This is a genomic window from Acinetobacter sp. ANC 4805 (assembly GCF_022549495.1).
In the GTDB taxonomy this organism is placed as follows: domain Bacteria; phylum Pseudomonadota; class Gammaproteobacteria; order Pseudomonadales; family Moraxellaceae; genus Acinetobacter.
Map to the genome: position 1 here is coordinate 467262 of NZ_JAKZGD010000001.1, position 15988 is coordinate 483249.

Annotated in this window: 15 protein-coding genes; 3 read left to right on the top strand and 12 right to left on the bottom strand. The window is 38.5% G+C overall.

Features of this window, described 5'->3' with window-relative positions; genetic code table 11:
* Nucleotides 1–113: 113 nt before the first annotated feature.
* The 12 genes from tatC to MMP60_RS02325 form a co-directional block, all read right to left on the bottom strand.
* Nucleotides 114–824, bottom strand: coding sequence for a twin-arginine translocase subunit TatC (gene tatC, locus MMP60_RS02270; RefSeq protein ID WP_241334835.1), 711 nt, complete (start codon nucleotides 822–824; stop codon nucleotides 114–116).
* Nucleotides 825–892: 68 nt separating this feature from the next.
* Nucleotides 893–1351, bottom strand: a complete 459-nt coding sequence (gene tatB, locus MMP60_RS02275) for a Sec-independent protein translocase protein TatB (RefSeq protein WP_241334766.1) — start codon at nucleotides 1349–1351, stop codon at nucleotides 893–895.
* Nucleotides 1352–1363: 12 nt separating this feature from the next.
* A complete protein-coding gene (locus MMP60_RS02280; RefSeq protein ID WP_241334767.1) occupies nucleotides 1364–1579 on the bottom strand; it encodes a Sec-independent protein translocase subunit TatA in 216 nt (71 codons plus the stop codon).
* 242 nt (nucleotides 1580–1821) lie between these two features.
* Nucleotides 1822–2445, bottom strand: coding sequence for an RdgB/HAM1 family non-canonical purine NTP pyrophosphatase (gene rdgB / locus MMP60_RS02285; RefSeq protein ID WP_241334768.1), 624 nt, complete (start codon nucleotides 2443–2445; stop codon nucleotides 1822–1824).
* Between the two features lie 114 nt (nucleotides 2446–2559).
* Nucleotides 2560–3027 (bottom strand): hypothetical protein, encoded by a 468-nt coding sequence (locus MMP60_RS02290; RefSeq protein WP_241334769.1) that lies wholly within the window; start codon nucleotides 3025–3027, stop codon nucleotides 2560–2562.
* Between the two features lie 93 nt (nucleotides 3028–3120).
* Nucleotides 3121–3708, bottom strand: a complete 588-nt coding sequence (locus MMP60_RS02295; RefSeq protein ID WP_018679606.1) for a tetratricopeptide repeat protein — start codon at nucleotides 3706–3708, stop codon at nucleotides 3121–3123.
* Nucleotides 3705–4298, bottom strand: coding sequence for a methionine biosynthesis protein MetW (metW, locus tag MMP60_RS02300; protein WP_018679605.1), 594 nt, complete (start codon nucleotides 4296–4298; stop codon nucleotides 3705–3707). The genes MMP60_RS02295 and metW overlap by 4 nt, the downstream gene beginning before the upstream one ends.
* A complete protein-coding gene (locus tag MMP60_RS02305) occupies nucleotides 4298–5458 on the bottom strand; it encodes a homoserine O-acetyltransferase (protein WP_241334770.1) in 1161 nt (386 codons plus the stop codon). The genes metW and MMP60_RS02305 overlap by 1 nt, the downstream gene beginning before the upstream one ends.
* A gap of 136 nt (nucleotides 5459–5594) precedes the next feature.
* Nucleotides 5595–7292 carry a 2-isopropylmalate synthase gene (gene leuA, locus MMP60_RS02310; RefSeq protein WP_241334771.1) on the bottom strand — a complete coding sequence of 566 codons (1698 nt, stop codon included), beginning with the start codon at nucleotides 7290–7292 and terminating at the stop codon, nucleotides 5595–5597.
* A 401-nt stretch (nucleotides 7293–7693) separates the two neighbouring features.
* Nucleotides 7694–8797 (bottom strand): alpha-hydroxy acid oxidase, encoded by a 1104-nt coding sequence (locus tag MMP60_RS02315; RefSeq protein ID WP_241334772.1) that lies wholly within the window; start codon nucleotides 8795–8797, stop codon nucleotides 7694–7696.
* Nucleotides 8797–9480 carry a Fe2+-dependent dioxygenase gene (locus MMP60_RS02320; RefSeq protein ID WP_241334773.1) on the bottom strand — a complete coding sequence of 228 codons (684 nt, stop codon included), beginning with the start codon at nucleotides 9478–9480 and terminating at the stop codon, nucleotides 8797–8799. The genes MMP60_RS02315 and MMP60_RS02320 overlap by 1 nt, the downstream gene beginning before the upstream one ends.
* Nucleotides 9481–9577: 97 nt before the next feature.
* Complete coding sequence (locus tag MMP60_RS02325; protein ID WP_241334774.1) at nucleotides 9578–12013, bottom strand: catecholate siderophore receptor Fiu; 2436 nt, start codon at nucleotides 12011–12013, stop codon at nucleotides 9578–9580.
* Between the two features lie 473 nt (nucleotides 12014–12486).
* Between MMP60_RS02325 and tig the strand changes: the two genes are divergently transcribed.
* The 3 genes from tig to clpX all read left to right on the top strand — a co-directional run bounded on the left by tig (nucleotide 12487) and on the right by clpX (nucleotide 15960).
* Entirely contained in the window at nucleotides 12487–13818 is a 1332-nt protein-coding gene (tig, locus tag MMP60_RS02330) for a trigger factor (RefSeq protein ID WP_241334775.1), read from the top strand.
* Nucleotides 13819–14015: 197 nt separating this feature from the next.
* The gene (clpP, locus tag MMP60_RS02335) at nucleotides 14016–14621 is read left to right on the top strand and encodes an ATP-dependent Clp endopeptidase proteolytic subunit ClpP (RefSeq protein WP_241334776.1); all 606 of its coding nucleotides are present in this window, start codon (nucleotides 14016–14018) and stop codon (nucleotides 14619–14621) included.
* 28 nt (nucleotides 14622–14649) lie between these two features.
* A complete protein-coding gene (clpX, locus tag MMP60_RS02340) occupies nucleotides 14650–15960 on the top strand; it encodes an ATP-dependent Clp protease ATP-binding subunit ClpX (protein WP_241334777.1) in 1311 nt (436 codons plus the stop codon).
* Nucleotides 15961–15988: the final 28 nt, after the last annotated feature.

A 15988-nucleotide genomic window follows, 5' to 3' on the forward strand; every position in this document is an offset into this window, starting at 1 on the left:
TGAATGTGACGAAGGATTTACATTTGTATTACAAAATGGTGAAATTTCAATTGATAAGTGAAATAAATTAAATAAAAAACAGGTCAGTAGACCTGTTTAATGATGATTGAATTTTAAGTATTTTTTCTTTTTTCTATAATTTTTCCAAAAAACAGTCCTAATTCAAAAAGTAGCCACATTGGTACGGCTAACATAATCATAGAAATAGCGTCAGGAGGAGTGACAAACATAGCAACAAAGAAGCATCCAACAACGATAAAGCGCCTTTTCTCAATCAAACTCTGAGTGCTCACAATACCAATTAGAATTAACAATAAAGTAATAATCGGAATTTCGAAGGTAAGACCAAATACAAGAAACAACTTCAAACAAAATGCTAAATAACTATTAATGTCGGTCATGGGAGCGACAGTTTCTGGGGATACACTCATAAAAAAGTGCAGGATCGAAGGGAGCGCAATAAAATATGCAAATGCAATACCTGCATAAAATAAAACAATACTGCTGATCAGTAAGGGGAATGCTAAGGCTTTTTCTTTTTCATAAAGTGCTGGCTTCGCAAAAGCCCAAATCTGATAAATAATGAAAGGCATAGCCAACATGAGTGCAACGAAGAAATTTAGTTTAAATGGTGCCATAAAAGTAGCAGTAACATCTGTTGCAATCATAGAGGAATTAACAGGAAGTTGAGCTCTTAATGGTTCTGATAGTAATTGATAGGTGCGGTTTGCAAAGGGTAATAAGCAGAAAAATAAAATTAATAAGATGCCCACTACTTTAAATAAATGCTGCCGTAGAATCATTAAATGCTTAGTAATGGGCATTTCTTCAAGCTTAACGTCTTCATCGGTATCTAATAATGTTGACTGTGGAAGTTGAGGGGTTGATGAGTTCATATAGCCACCTTTAATTCAGAAATTGAGGAAGCTAAATGTGTTTTGGATATACAAATAGGCGACTCCATATATAACGCTGCAAATTTTGGCTGATATATGGATCTAAGTGGTTTGATTAAGTAGTGATAACTTAATTGCAAGTTTTTATTATTGGATATAACCGTATCAGATTGTTTTTCTAATATTGCAGTTTTTTGCTGCTCTAACTCAGTCATCTGTGCTTGCATTTTTTGTTCAAGTTCATTGATACGTTGCATTTCTTTTTGCATTTGCTCACGTAGCTCAGATAAGCGTAACTCGCGATCAAGATCATTTTGAACATTGTTCACGAGTCGCTTCACTTTGCCATACCATTTACCGACAAATCGAGCAGCTTGGGGGAGTTTATCTGGCCCGAGTACAAGTAAAGCAATAATGCCGAACACTAAAAGCTCGGACATTCCTACATCTAACATAATGTCGCTCGCTTAGCTTTTTACAGAGCTTTCAGCATTCTTAACTTGAGCATCAATCGTACGAGGCTCATTAAGTGGTGCAGCCACTTCATCATCTTTAATTGATTTTTTAAAGTCTTTTACTGCACCGCCAACATCTTTGCCTAAGTTTTTAAGCTTAGCTGTACCAAATAATAAAATAACCACAATTGCAAAAATCAACACATGCCAAATTGATAAACCAGCCATAATTTTATTCCTATCAAACTTTGTTTATATCTCAACAGTTTGGCATGACAAAGATGTGACACTTATATTGCAATTTTGCGACAAAGAGTTGTAATAATTAGTATTGGTGAATGGAATTTTTTACTTTTTGGTTTGTAATCAATGCTTAATAGAGTGAGGTATTGTTTGCTAACAAGAGGGTGTTTTTTATTCAATCTTGATTTAAATCACTTGCCCTAGGTTTTAGCTAGGGCAAGCTATTTTTAGATCAAACTTGCTTTAAATAGCTGCATGGCTTGACCACGGTGACTGATTTTATTTTTATCTGTTTTGCTTAACTCTGCACTCGAAAGATTGAGTTCTGGCAACCAAAACAGTGGGTCATAACCAAAACCATTTTCGCCACGTGCTGCTTCTAGGATCTCACCTTTCCAGATACCTTGGAAAATTTGTGGTAGTGGATCTTCGGCATGTGTGACCAGTGCCAAGACACAGACAAACATGCCTTCAATGGCTTCACCATCTTTACGAAAGGGCACAAGATCAGCCAACAGTTTTTGATTATTGGCAGCATCATTACCATGCTCACCCGCATAGCGTGCCGAGTAAATCCCAGGTGCACCGCCTAAAATGGGTACACAAAGCCCTGAGTCATCTGCAAGTGCAGGTTGACCTGAAAGCTTAGATGCATGACGTGCTTTGATAATGGCATTTTCAACAAAGCTGAGGCCGTCTTCAATCGCATCTTCAATATCCAGTTTGCCTTGAGGAATAATCTCTACAGGTAGATCAAGTTGTTGAAAGAGATGCTCAAATTCAACCACTTTGCCTTTGTTGTTACTTGCAAGGACAAGGCTGCCTTGGTTTAACCATGCTTGGGTAGACATATCAGTTTTAGATTAGTTTAGATTGAGTGGAATTCTAGGATGTTTTTATTGAATAAGGTAGTGCTGAGTTATCTCATTCTGAAAGCTAAGCGGAATTGCTCTTTTCCCATATCTTTAACTTTGTGTAGATAAGAAATCTTTTAAATCGTTTATGAAATCTTTAAATACAGCATCTGGTTCAGAAAGCGTATATCCTTCAAAACTTAAGTAGAACTGGTCATCATAGTAATTTAATAACTCAAAAAGATCTTCATTCTCTACAGCCTTAGATAAAGCCAAGAGCTTTTGAAGAAAAGGAAATAGAAGCTCTTGGCTTTTGATTAACTCTAGATGTTTTTCAATATAATCTTTTAAGAGGTTATTGACGGATTCCTTTGTTAAGCCTGTATTAAATAGACTTCGGGATAATTGATTAAAATAGGTTGTAACTTGTTGTGGTGTTGATAGAAAGCATATTTCTAGAGCTAAATCATTAGATGGATCTTTTTCTAATGCCTCAATTGCCCATCTTTGGATTTCTTCTGGTGTTATTGTTTCCAATTCTAGTTTTGCTTTGAATATGGCCTTTTCTATATCGCTCATTTAGTAAACTTAATTCAGAATGAATGTTATCACTATAATAAAAAAACCGACTATCACAAGTCGGTTTTTATTATCCAATAGATCTAAATCAGATTATTGCGCTTGAATCCATTTATCTGCACGATCACGTGCAGTACGGATTTGATCTTGAGTTAAGTTCGCAGCCAACGCTGTTTTCTTACCTTCAGAAAGGCTAATCACTTTGGTATCAAGCATGCCATCACGCGTTGAAAGCTCATACCACTGGTAAGCACCAACAAAGTTTTTCTTCTGTTCTTCCATCATTGCAAGATTGAAACTTGCACGGTTATCACCATTGCTCGCAGCTTTCTCAAAATATTTACGTGCTAAAGTTTCGTCTTTTTTGATGCCAATACCATCTGCATACATACGACCAACATTTAACTGCGCCGCAGATAAACCTTGATCTGCTGCTGCCTTAAATAAAGAAAAAGCTTGTTTTTCATCTTTCGCAACGTCTTTGCCAAATTGGTAACGCGTTGCTAAATAAAACTGTGCCCCAGCTTGACCAGACTTCGCTGCGCTTTGTAATTCACTGATACTCATGACTGAATATCGCGCTGCCTGTGTTGCCACAGATTGTGGTTGAGCAACATAGTCAGCGTGCGCTTGTATACTGATCAGACCAAATAAAAATGTGCTGATTAATGTCTTTTTCATAGAGCGCTCACTCGATAAATTGCGACTTCACCAAATAGGTTCGGCATATGCTTGCTGAGCACACTACCTTGTTGGTCACCATTAACGGCAAGTCGATTAATAATTTTAATCCGATTCTCAGCACATAAGGCTTCAAAGTCTCGGAAAGTACATAAATGAATATTCGGGGTGTTATACCACATATAGGGTAAAGCTTCCGAAACAGGCATTTTTCCTTTTATTGCAAGAAAAGAACGAGTCTTCCAATACGCAAAGTTTGGAAAGGTAATAATTGCCTGTTTACCAACACGCACCATATCCCGTAATAATACATCGGGTGCATCTACTGCTTGCAAAGCTTGTGCCATGACCACAGAATCAAAAGATTGGTCGGCAAAACGGCTTAAACCTAAGTTTAAGTCCTGTTGAATAATATTTAACCCCCGACTGATGGCAATTGCAATCTTTTCTTGATCAATTTCTAAGCCATAAGCACGAATATTGTGCTGTTTGCTCATATGAGCAAGCAATTCGCCATCACCACAGCCTAGGTCTAATACGCTAGAGTTCGGGCTGATCCATTTTTCAGCGAGTCGTTGATCTATACGCATTAGTGCTGCTCCTGCGGTGTAGCTTGTAACTGTTGTTCTCCACCTAAAAATGCACGTAGTGTTTTTACATATAGTGGGATAGGGAATAAGAACGAGTCATGACCTTGTTCAGCATCAATGTCTAAATAGCTGACAGGTTTATGATTATCAATCAAAGCATCCACGATTTCTTGTGAACGACTTGGGCTAAAACGCCAGTCAGTGGTAAAGGAAACCACTAAAAATTTGCATTTCGGCTGACTCATGGCTTTGGTCAATGAATGCTCATATTCACGAGAGGGATCAAAGTAATCCAATGCCTTGGTCATAATCAAGTAGGTATTTGCATCAAAATTACGGCTAAATTGTTCGCCTTGGTAACGCAAATAACTTTCGACTTGGAATTCGACATCAAAACCATACATAAATTTGCCCGATTTTAAATCACGACCAAATTTTTGTTTCATGGCTTCTTCAGACAGATACGTGATATGACCGACCATACGTGCCAAAATTAAACCACGTTTCGGGTAACTATCATTTTCTAAATAACGCCCATGATGAAAATCAGGGTCAGACAGAATGGATTGGCGAGCAACCTCATTGAAGGCAATATTTTGTGCAGAAAGCTTTGGCGCACTGGCAATAATCACACATTTATTTAAACGATCAGCATAGTCCAAAGACCATTGTAAAGCCTGCATGCCCCCTAATGAACCGCCAATAATGGCATACCAAACCTCAATTCCTAATACATCTGACAGCATCGCTTGGGTTTTGACCCAGTCACGAACTGTGACTAATGGAAAATCTGGGCCATACGGTCGGTTTTCATTTTCAGGGTTAGGTGAGGTCGGTCCTGTTGAACCATTACAGCCACCAATATTATTTAAAGAAACAATAAAGAAGTGATTGGTGTCAATGGCTTTTCCTGGACCAATACAACTGTCCCACCAGCCTGCTTTTTTATCATCTTCATGATGATAACCCGCAGCATGATGATGCCCTGATAATGCATGACAAATCAGGATTGCATTGGATTTATCTGCATTGAGTGTTCCATAGGTTTCAACCATTAGATCGAAGCGTGGCAAAATACGCCCACATTCAAGATGTAATGGTTGCTCAAATTGAAATTTTTGTGGTGTGACTAAACCCACTGAATCCGATGGAAAAGACACTGTAATGATTCGCCTTATATTTAAAGTCCCTCTTAATAAAAGAGGGATTTAGGAGGATTTGGAAAATAAATAAAAGGATACCAATTCAGGTATCCTTTCCAAAGTCATTTTTTCTGATATTACAACTCAGCTTTACTTAGACTGCGGCAGCCGCAACTTGCTCAGTTGTCAGTACACCTTGCTCAATCAAGCGGTTGGTACATGCAATAATCGCTTCGATTGATGACGTTACAATGTTGTCATGAATCCCTGCACCAAATGCGCTCTTACCCGTGCCTTTGACTTGAAGTTCAATCAATGCAAGTGCTTTGGCATTCGCCCCAGAACTGATACTGCGCTCTTCATAGTTTAAGACATCAATTGGTAATTGTAATGCATCTAACATTGCCGAGATTGGACCATTGCCTTCGCCGTGTAAACGTTGGATTTGACCATCAATCTCAATGTCTAATTCAATGATTTGTTTGCCATCAATATCAGACAATTGATAATGTTTTGTTTGGTAATGACTATTTTTCACATCCACATACGTATTTTGGAATAAAGTCCAAATTTCATGGGCGTTGATTTCTGTGCCATTTTCATCGGTATATTGCTGTACGATTTGGCTGAATTCAATTTGAACACGGCGTGGTAATGCCACGTTGTAATTTGATTCTAATAAGTATGCGATACCACCTTTACCTGATTGGCTATTCACACGGATCACCGCATCATAGTCACGACCTAAATCTTTAGGGTCGATTGGTAAGTATGGCATATCCCAGATTTCTTCATTTTTCTGGAACTCAAAACCTTTTTTAATCGCATCTTGGTGTGAACCAGAAAACGCAGTAAAGACCAAGTCACCTGCATATGGATGACGAGGGTGTACAGGTAAACCTGTGCATTCTTCAACGGTTGCAATCACTTCATTGATATTTGAGAAGTCTAAGTTAGGTGCTACACCTTGGGTATACATATTCAAGGCAATTGCAGCAACGTCGACGTTACCTGTACGTTCACCATTACCAAACACACAACCCTCGACACGGTCTGCACCTGCCATGATTGCCAATTCAGAGGCGGCGATACCACAACCACGGTCATTATGACAGTGAACTGAGATAATCACGCCATCGCGACGTGCCAAGTTACGGTGCATCCATTCTATTTGATCGGCATAGACATTTGGTGTTGAAACTTCGACCGTCGCAGGCAAGTTCAAGATGACTTTATTGGTCGGTGAAGCTTCCCAAATTTCAGTGACTGCATCACAGACATCTTTGGCAACTTCTAATTCTGTTGCAGAAAAACATTCTGGGCTGTATTGGAAAATCCAGTCGGTTGCAGGATATTGCGCTGCATACTCTTTCACTTTATTGGCTGCATTAATGGCAAGTTGTTTTGCGCCGTTTGCATCCACATTCAATACTTTTTGACGGAAGGTGGGTGAGTTAGAGTTATAGATATGTACAATCGCACGTTTAGCATCAACCAACGCTTCAAAAGTACGTGCAATCAAATGATCACGTGCTTGGACTAAAACCTCGATATACACATCGTCAGGAATCAAATCTTCTTCAATCAATTTACGCGTAAAATCGAAGTCAATTTGTGAAGCAGATGGGAAACCAATTTCAATGTGTTTGAAGCCGATACCGACCAACATTTTGAACATTTTTAATTTTTGATCCATATTCATCGGTTCAAAAATCGCTTGGTTACCGTCACGAAGGTCGGTGCTCATCCAAATCGGCGCTTGGTTAATTTCATTATTTGGCCATTGGCGATCTGGTAAATCCACACGTTGATACATACGGCGGTATTTTTTGCTTGGGTCAGCCAACATCATGAGATAACTCCTTGTTATAGCTTGGGTTGCAAATTCAGATTAAATGCAACGTGCTATAAATATATATGGTGTCTATAAGAATCAATTTAAAGCGAATAAGGGATTGAATACCTAAAAATTAGGTTAAAAAATTTATACGCGCGCAAGGCGCAGCATCAGCAGTGCATGACGATGGTTTGAATAAGACGAAGAGCTAAAGCCGTGATTTATTTTCATTATCTACCATTCAAATGCGTTATTCGGTTGTGCAGTGATATGAGTCACCTAATAGACATCAGTCTAGGTGAAAATACAAGCGACTGCAAAGGTCTGTAACTTATTTTAATTCGAATGGATGGAAAATATTTCCCTATTTTTTGCGTAATAGTGAAAAATGAAGAAAATATTTTCCGTAAATACCCTTAGATTCGATAAATGTAGTCTTGGTTAATGTCTTTTATGGTTGCTGTTCCCATGAGTGCCATCGTAATTTCGAATTCTTCTTTTAACATCCGTATGACATGCGCTACACCGAGTGCGCCTGCTGTTGCTAAACCATAAATGTAGGGACGACCAATCAATACAGCATTTGCACCTAAGGCAATTGCTTTGAACACATCCGTTCCACGTCGAATACCACCATCGAATAGTACAGGATAATCAGCAGGAACAATTGCTCTGATTTTTTCTAATGCAATTAAGGGGGAGATGGTGGTATCAACGATACGTCCACCATGATTTGAAACGATGATTCCTGCAACACCATAATCAAGTGCTTTCTGAGCATCAGCAGGGTGTAAAATTCCTTTTAAAATAACGGGTAATTGGGTATTTGCAATGACCCATGCAATATCAGACCACTTTGGCGCGATTTGCATTAAACCTTGAAACAACTGACTTTCGGATGGAGATACATCAGGAAAACTCAGGTGTGTAGGCGTATGTGGGTGCTGCATATCTTTAGGTAATTGGAAGAATAATTTGCGTTCTCGATCTCGAATACCAACATGTGGAGCATCGACGGTGATGACCAGTGCGCGATAACCTGATTGTTCAGCTTGTTTGATTAAAGCCGATGATTTTTCTCGAGAACCCTGCCAATAAAGCTGAAACCATTTATATGGATTATGGTGCGTGAGTTCATCCATTGCGGTATTACTAAAAGTACTGAGGATGATATTACTCTGCATCACTTCGGCAGCAAGGGCAGAAGCAGCCTCTGCTTGTGGGTGAAAAAGTGCTTGATGACCAATCGGTGCTAAAAAAATAGGATGAGGATATTCCAAACCAAATAAATGAAAACGGGTATTCCCCTGTGTTAAATCATTTAAATGTCTCGGAATTAGTTGAATATTTTGAAATTGCTGGCAATTATTTTGCACACTAAGTTCATGCATTGCACCGCCATTTAAATATCCCCACACATCTTCAGGCACATGCCGTTGAGCTTGTTGTTGATAGTCGTGAATGGTTTGAATATATGCCGGAATCGCATCTAATGGTGCTAATGGTCTGTGCTGAGACATTATAAATTGCCCCATTGTCTTAATAAATTATGATAATGACTGGTCAAGCTCACAACTTCTTCGGTGTCTCCCAATTGTTGTCTGAGTTTGATAATGGTCATATCGAGATTAAAGAGCATGGTTCGCTGCCAGTCATCTTTCACCATACTTTGAATCCAAGTAAAAGCCGCAATTCGGCTGCCTTGAGTCACTGGTTCAACGCGATGTAAACTGGTTGCTGGATAGACAATTGCGTCTCCTGCATCAAGCTTAACTTCATGGCTGCCATAGGTATCTTCGATGACTAATTCACCACCTTCATATTCATCAGGTTCAGATAAGAAAACGGTAATAGAGACATCGGTACGAATCATTTGCCCAGTTTTTGTTGAATATTGAATTGCATTATCAACATGATTGCCATAGTTACCTTGACTTTGGTAACAGTTAAACATAGGCGATAAAATATGCTGGGGGAGAGCCGCTGAGCGAAGCAGTAAGTTTTGTTGTAAGGCATTTAAAACACGATGGCTGATTGAAGGATATACATCACTATGCACATCAATTTGTAAATTGTTTTTAATTTGTTGAGCTTGTTGTCCCGCACTTTGGATACCATTGACCCAGACTGATGCTTGTTGTATTTGTTGGCGTAGTTCAGCAACTTGTTGTTTATTTAGGACTTCGGGGATATGCAACATCATATTTAAAATCTTCCAAAAAAATACAGCCTGTCGAAAGTATAACTTTTCTGACAGGCTGTTTTCATGTGTTAAATCATTAATGATTTAACACATCGATTTAGAACTTATAGTTGAAGCTGAGCGCCGCTGAACGTGGTTGACCAAGAACGAGACGGCTACCGCCACCATTTAATGTGCTGATATAGTCTTTATCTGCAAGGTTATAGACGTTTAAAGTCATTGATGCATTTTTGTTAAAGGTATAGGCAGCCATTGCATCAAATACCACATAAGATGGAATAGTTGGCATCACTACAGGTGTTGCACTATTGGTAATCAAACGTTTTTGTTCATCTACATAACGTGCACCAATACCTGCTTTAAAGCCAGCAACGCTATATGTTGTCCACAAAGAAGCAGTCCAATCTGGCGACCAACGAACGCCATCGGTATATGTCCATGTTTTGGTTGTAGAGTTATAGGTCTGCTGATTTTCCTGTTCTGTGTTCATATAAGCAACACCAGCAGAGACATTCCATGCACGTGTAATTTGTCCAACAGCACCAAGTTCTAAGCCTTTAACCGTTATTTTACCTTCAGGAATATACGTTAAACTGATTGGATCTTGAGTGATTTGGTTTTCATTCTCTGTATGGTAAGCCGCGGCAGTTAAAATGATTTTATCGTCATTTAAAACCCATTTGGTTCCAATCTCATAATGATGTGTTTCTTGAGGTTTGGTTGATGGGTTGTTGGTTACAGCATTGACTGAATTTGAAGCACTACTTAATACAAAGCCCGTTCCTGGAGGGGTTAATGATTTAGCATAAGATGCATAAACACTACTTTCGGTTGTTGGTTTAAATACACCACCGAGTTTCCAGCTAACCAAGGTATCATGTACTTTTAAATTTGTTTGTACTTCTGTAATTTCAGATGTCGTTGAATTCGTATTTACTTCGAGTGCATCATATTGAGTATCAAAATAATCGACACGAACACCACCATTTAACTGGAAACGTTCACCAAATTTGAGTGTGTCAAACAAATAAAGTGCCGCTGTATCCGTTTGTGCGTCTGTATATCCGCCTGTGTAAACCAAATCAGGTAATACTGTATCTTGGTTTGGGTTGTATAAATTGGCAGCTGGAATGGTTGGGGCTACCTGACCTGGTATTTGTACATTACGAGTCTTGTTGTACTGCTGTTCTTGTAATAGCTCTAAACCAGCAACAATATTATGCTCAATGTCACCTGTTTTTACATTGATATTCAATGTGCTTTGGTTCGCAAGTATTTTATTGGTTTGATCTAAGCCTTGGCGGGTGCGAGCAACTGTAAAAGTATCTGGGTTAGATAAATCAAGGGTCTTATAATTAAATTTATAGCTATAAGTTTTATCTGCATTCACTGTGACATTTACAGATGGAACTGTAATCGCATTGACTCCAGTCAATACACGTTCCATTTCAGTTTTACCAAAACGTGAAATATTGGTGAATTTGATATTTTCAGAGAGGTCACTTTCAATTTTTGCAGAGACCATATTGGCTGTAATATCTTCATGATCATTAACATTGCCGTAGAAATTGGTACGGTCAACTGCAGATGCTTTTGCTAAAGCCGCATTAATTTTCTTTGCATCCGCTGAGTTGTTAATATCTGCTCGAATTGTATCTCTTAATGTTTTGTCTTTAGAGTCAAAAGGATACTTGCTATCATATTCATAATTAGATGAATAGCCATAATAGAAACCATCCATACCAATGGTCGGAATACCACCATCAGGGATATTATTTTGTTTGATATGTTGTGAATATAGATAGAAGCGTGTGTCAGAATCTAAACCGAAAGCAATAGCTGGTGCGATTGCCCAACCATTTTGTTCAATATAGTCACGACCTTCAACACCACCTTGTTGCCCCATAACATTCAAACGTACAGCCGTACTTTCATTGATTGCTTGGTTAATATCGGCAGCCAAACGGCTATGTTCTGCTGTGTTGTATGTCGCTGAAACTTCGCTGCTGTTTTCTGCATGTGGTAACTTGGTTGATAAGTTGATGTAACCACCTGCACCACCACGACCTGCTTCTGCACCAGATGGACCTTTGACCACTTCAATTTGTTCAAGGTTATAAACATCACGGCTAATTGCACCAATGTCACGGATACCATCGACATAAATCGAGTTTTTGGTATCAAAACCACGCATTTGGAAAGAATCTCCCGCGCTGGTATTACCATTTTCACCTAACTGTAGGGTAATGCCTGGTGTGTTACGCAAGGCATCTGTCAGTGAAGTTGCACCTTGTTCTTTTAAAATTTCTTTTTTGATGACACTAATCGTTTGAGGTGTATCAACCAAAGGTTGTGTGTACTTTGGTGAACTTACTTTATCCGCTTTATAAGTATTTTCTGCATTCACTTCAATGGTTGGAAGTTTAGCAACATTTTCTTCTTTGGTCGCAGCATGACCAGCAAAAGGTAAACTTGCAGCAAGTGCAACTAACTGTGTCGTACCAATGTGTTTACGACTTTTAATCTTTGCCATTGAGAGAACCCCTGAATTGAAGTGATGAATGACAGAACTTTAGATCTTGTAAATACTTTTACAAAAAAGCAGTAAAAGTGGATAGATTGTTAAGCTATGTAACAATTTGTGCGAAGTCTAATGATAATTATTATCGTTATCAATGGCTTTATCTATTATAGAATGGATTGTATATGCGTAAGTTGTTGATATTTAATATCTAAAAGTATAATTGGTATTAACGATTCTTATTCGAATGTAAATTAATAATAATGATTGATTTAAATAAGCAATTGTTTTTAAATGAGTAAATTGTAAGTATTAAATTTGTTAAATTATCTTTTTATCCATAAGTGATGAGAGCTTAAATATAATTTTTTTGATTTATACGAAAAATAGGGAATTTTGATCATCTAATTTTGTATATCTCGAAAGTTGTCATATAATGTGGCACTTTAAAAAATTGTTACTACTAACTATATATCGAGGAAGCCATGCAAGTAACGACTGAAGCGGTTTCGGGCGTTGCCCGTCGTTTAAATGTTTCTGTACCGACGAGCCGCGTTAACGAGCAATTTGAAGCTCGCTTAAAACGCACTGCCAAAACTGTGAAGATCAACGGCTTCCGTCCAGGTAAAGTGCCTTTAAATGTTGTACGCCGTGAATATGGTGCAAGCATTTATCAAGAAGTGGTAAATGACATCATTCGTGACAGCGTATTTGAAGCAATTCAACAAGAAAAAATCAATGCAGTCGGTATGCCGAACATTGAAAAAGTTGAAAACAAAGATGATGCTTTAGTTTTTGAAGCAACTGTTGAAGTTTATCCAGAAGTAGAAGTGAAAGCTTTTGCTGATTTGGAAGTTGAACGTAAATCATCAGAAATCAACGATGCAGATGTTGATGTAATGATTGAAAACTTGCAAAAACAACGTGCTTCTTGGACTGAAACCAAAGGCATGGCGAAAAAAGATATGCAAGTGACTTTCGATTTTGAAGGTACTGTTGATGGCGAGAAGTTTGAAGGCGGTGCTGCTGAAGACTTTAAACTAGTTCTTGGTTCTGGTCGTATGATTCCAGGCTTTGAAGACGGTATTATCGGCATGAAGAAAGGCGAAGAGAAAGTGATTGATGTTACTTTCCCTGAAGATTACCAAGCTGAAAACTTAGCGGGTAAAGCAGCTCAATTCAAAATCAATGTGAAGCTTGTTGAAAAACAAAAACTTCCAGAGATTGATGCTGAGTTCTTAAAAATCTTTGGTTTAACCGAAGAAGAAGGCGTAGATAAGTTAAAAGCTGACGTTCGTAAAAATATGGAACGTGAAGTTCGTAACGGTCTTCGTAACCAAATTAAACAAGCTGCGTTTGATGCGCTTGTTGCTGCAAATGAAATCGAAGTTCCAGCGTCAATGGTTGCTCAAGAAATTGACCGTCAACGTCAACAAATGATTCAACAATTCACGCAACAGTTTGGTGCTCAAGGTGCAGGCGCATTTGATAGCAGCATGCTTCCAGATGAGTTATTCAAAGAACAAGCAGAAAAATCAGTGAAGCTTGGCGTATTGGTCAGCAAAGTATTGGCAGATGCTAAACTTGAAGTTGATTCAGCACGTGTTGATGCTTACATTGACGATATGGCTTCTTCTTATGAAGATCCAACAGAAGTGATTGAATACTTCAAAAATGATAAACAACAACGTGCTCAAATCGAAGCTGTTGTTTTAGAAGATCAAGTTGTAGATCACATTTTAGCTGCTGCTAAAGTAAGTGATGTTGCAGTAAGCTATGAAGACTTGTTGAAAGAACAACAAGCTCGTCGTGGCTAATCTTTTAAAAGTCGAGAAGAAAGGTGCTTAATGCACCTTTTTTTATTCGTGTTATGAAAGTGTTAATTTATCGAAAAATTGCTAGATTTTAGTATAAATAATCGAATATTTAGGGTTGAACCTTTTGCAATTTCATTGATTATCCCTCATATTGTTGACATAGATTAAGTCAGAATAATTTAGGAATAAGTAAACGTATGTATGTTCCAACAATTGAAAATGCTTTAGTTCCGGTTGTCGTTGAGCAGTCATCTCGTGGTGAACGTTCATTTGATATCTACTCACGTTTGTTACGTGAACGTGTCATTTTCTTGACTGGTGAAGTCGAAGATAACATGGCGAACTTAATCGTTGCACAGATGTTGTTTTTAGAAGCAGAAAATCCAGAAAAAGATATTCATCTGTATATTAACTCACCAGGTGGTTCGGTGACTGCGGGTATGGCAATTTATGACACCATGCAGTTTATTAAGCCAGATGTGGTGACTTATTGTATGGGGCAAGCAGCATCTATGGGTGCATTCTTACTCAATGCGGGTGCAAAAGGTAAGCGTTATTGTCTTGAAAATGCACGTGTGATGATTCACCAACCATTAGGTGGTTTCCGTGGTCAAGCATCTGATATTGAAATTCATGCACGTGAAATACTTTTTATCAAAGAGCGTTTAAACCGCTTAATGGCAGAACACAGTGGTCAGGATTACGAGACTGTTGCACGTGACACAGATCGTGACAATTTTATGACTGCACAAGCAGCTAAAGAATATGGTTTAGTTGACCAAGTACTGAGTAAACGTCTCTAGTTTTTAAGATTTAAGTTGTGGAGTAAATATGTCCGAACATCCTCAAGGACAAAAACATTGTTCATTTTGTGGTAAGACGCAATCTGAAGTTGGAAAATTGATTGCAGGTGAGGACGCATATATTTGTAATGAGTGTGTGGATGTCTGCTTAGACTTGGTACAAACCAGTCAACAAGTTGAAGCAGGTGATTGGGCAAGCAAAGCATTGCCTAAACCACATGAAATACGTGCTGCGTTGGATCAATATGTAATTGGGCAAGATTTAGCGAAGAAAACTTTATCTGTTGCAGTCTATAACCATTACAAGCGATTGAAAGTTGGTCAGTCTCATCATGCACATCAGGATATCGAGATTGCAAAAAGTAATATTTTGCTGATTGGACCAACAGGTTCAGGTAAAACTTTGCTTGCACAAACCCTCGCACGCTTACTGGATGTACCTTTTGCGATGGCTGATGCAACCACGTTGACCGAAGCAGGTTACGTTGGCGAAGATGTTGAGAACATCGTGCAGAAGTTATTACAGAAAGCTGATTACGATGTAGAAAAAGCGCAAAAGGGCATTATCTATATTGATGAGATTGATAAGATTACCCGTAAATCTGAAAATCCTTCGATTACGCGTGATGTCTCGGGTGAAGGCGTACAACAAGCATTATTAAAAATGATTGAAGGTACGGTTGCTTCTATTCCACCACAAGGTGGTCGTAAGCATCCTCAGCAAGAATTCATTCAAATTGATACCTCAAATATCTTGTTTATTTGTGGTGGTGCATTTTCTGGTTTAGAGAAAATCGTACAACAGCGTCAAGAGAAGGGTGGTATTGGTTTTACCGCTGATGTGAAGAATAAAGATGATAGTAAAAAAGTCTCTGAATTGTTCCGTCAAGTTGAAGCAACAGACTTAGTGAAGTTTGGTTTAATTCCTGAGTTTATTGGTCGTTTGCCTGTGATTGCAACTTTAGAAGAGCTGGATGAAGAAGCATTGATGCAGATTCTGACAGAACCAAAGAATGCTTTAACACGCCAGTATCAATATCTCTTTACCATGGAAAACGTAGACTTGGTGTTTGATGAGTCCGCTTTACGTGCTGTTGCGAAAAAAGCGCTTGAACGTAATACGGGCGCACGTGGTTTACGTTCTATTTTGGAAAATGTATTGCTTGAAACCATGTATGATTTACCGAGTCGTACAGATGTTGGAACTGTAATTTTGGATGAGGCTGTAATTAACGGTACAGCAAAACCAACGTTTAAAGCCGATCGTGTACCTCAAGTTGCAACACCAGAGTTGGTGGAAAAGAAAGATCTGAAAGTGATTGACTCAAAGTCAGCTTGATTCACATTCATCTAAAAAAGCATGAAAG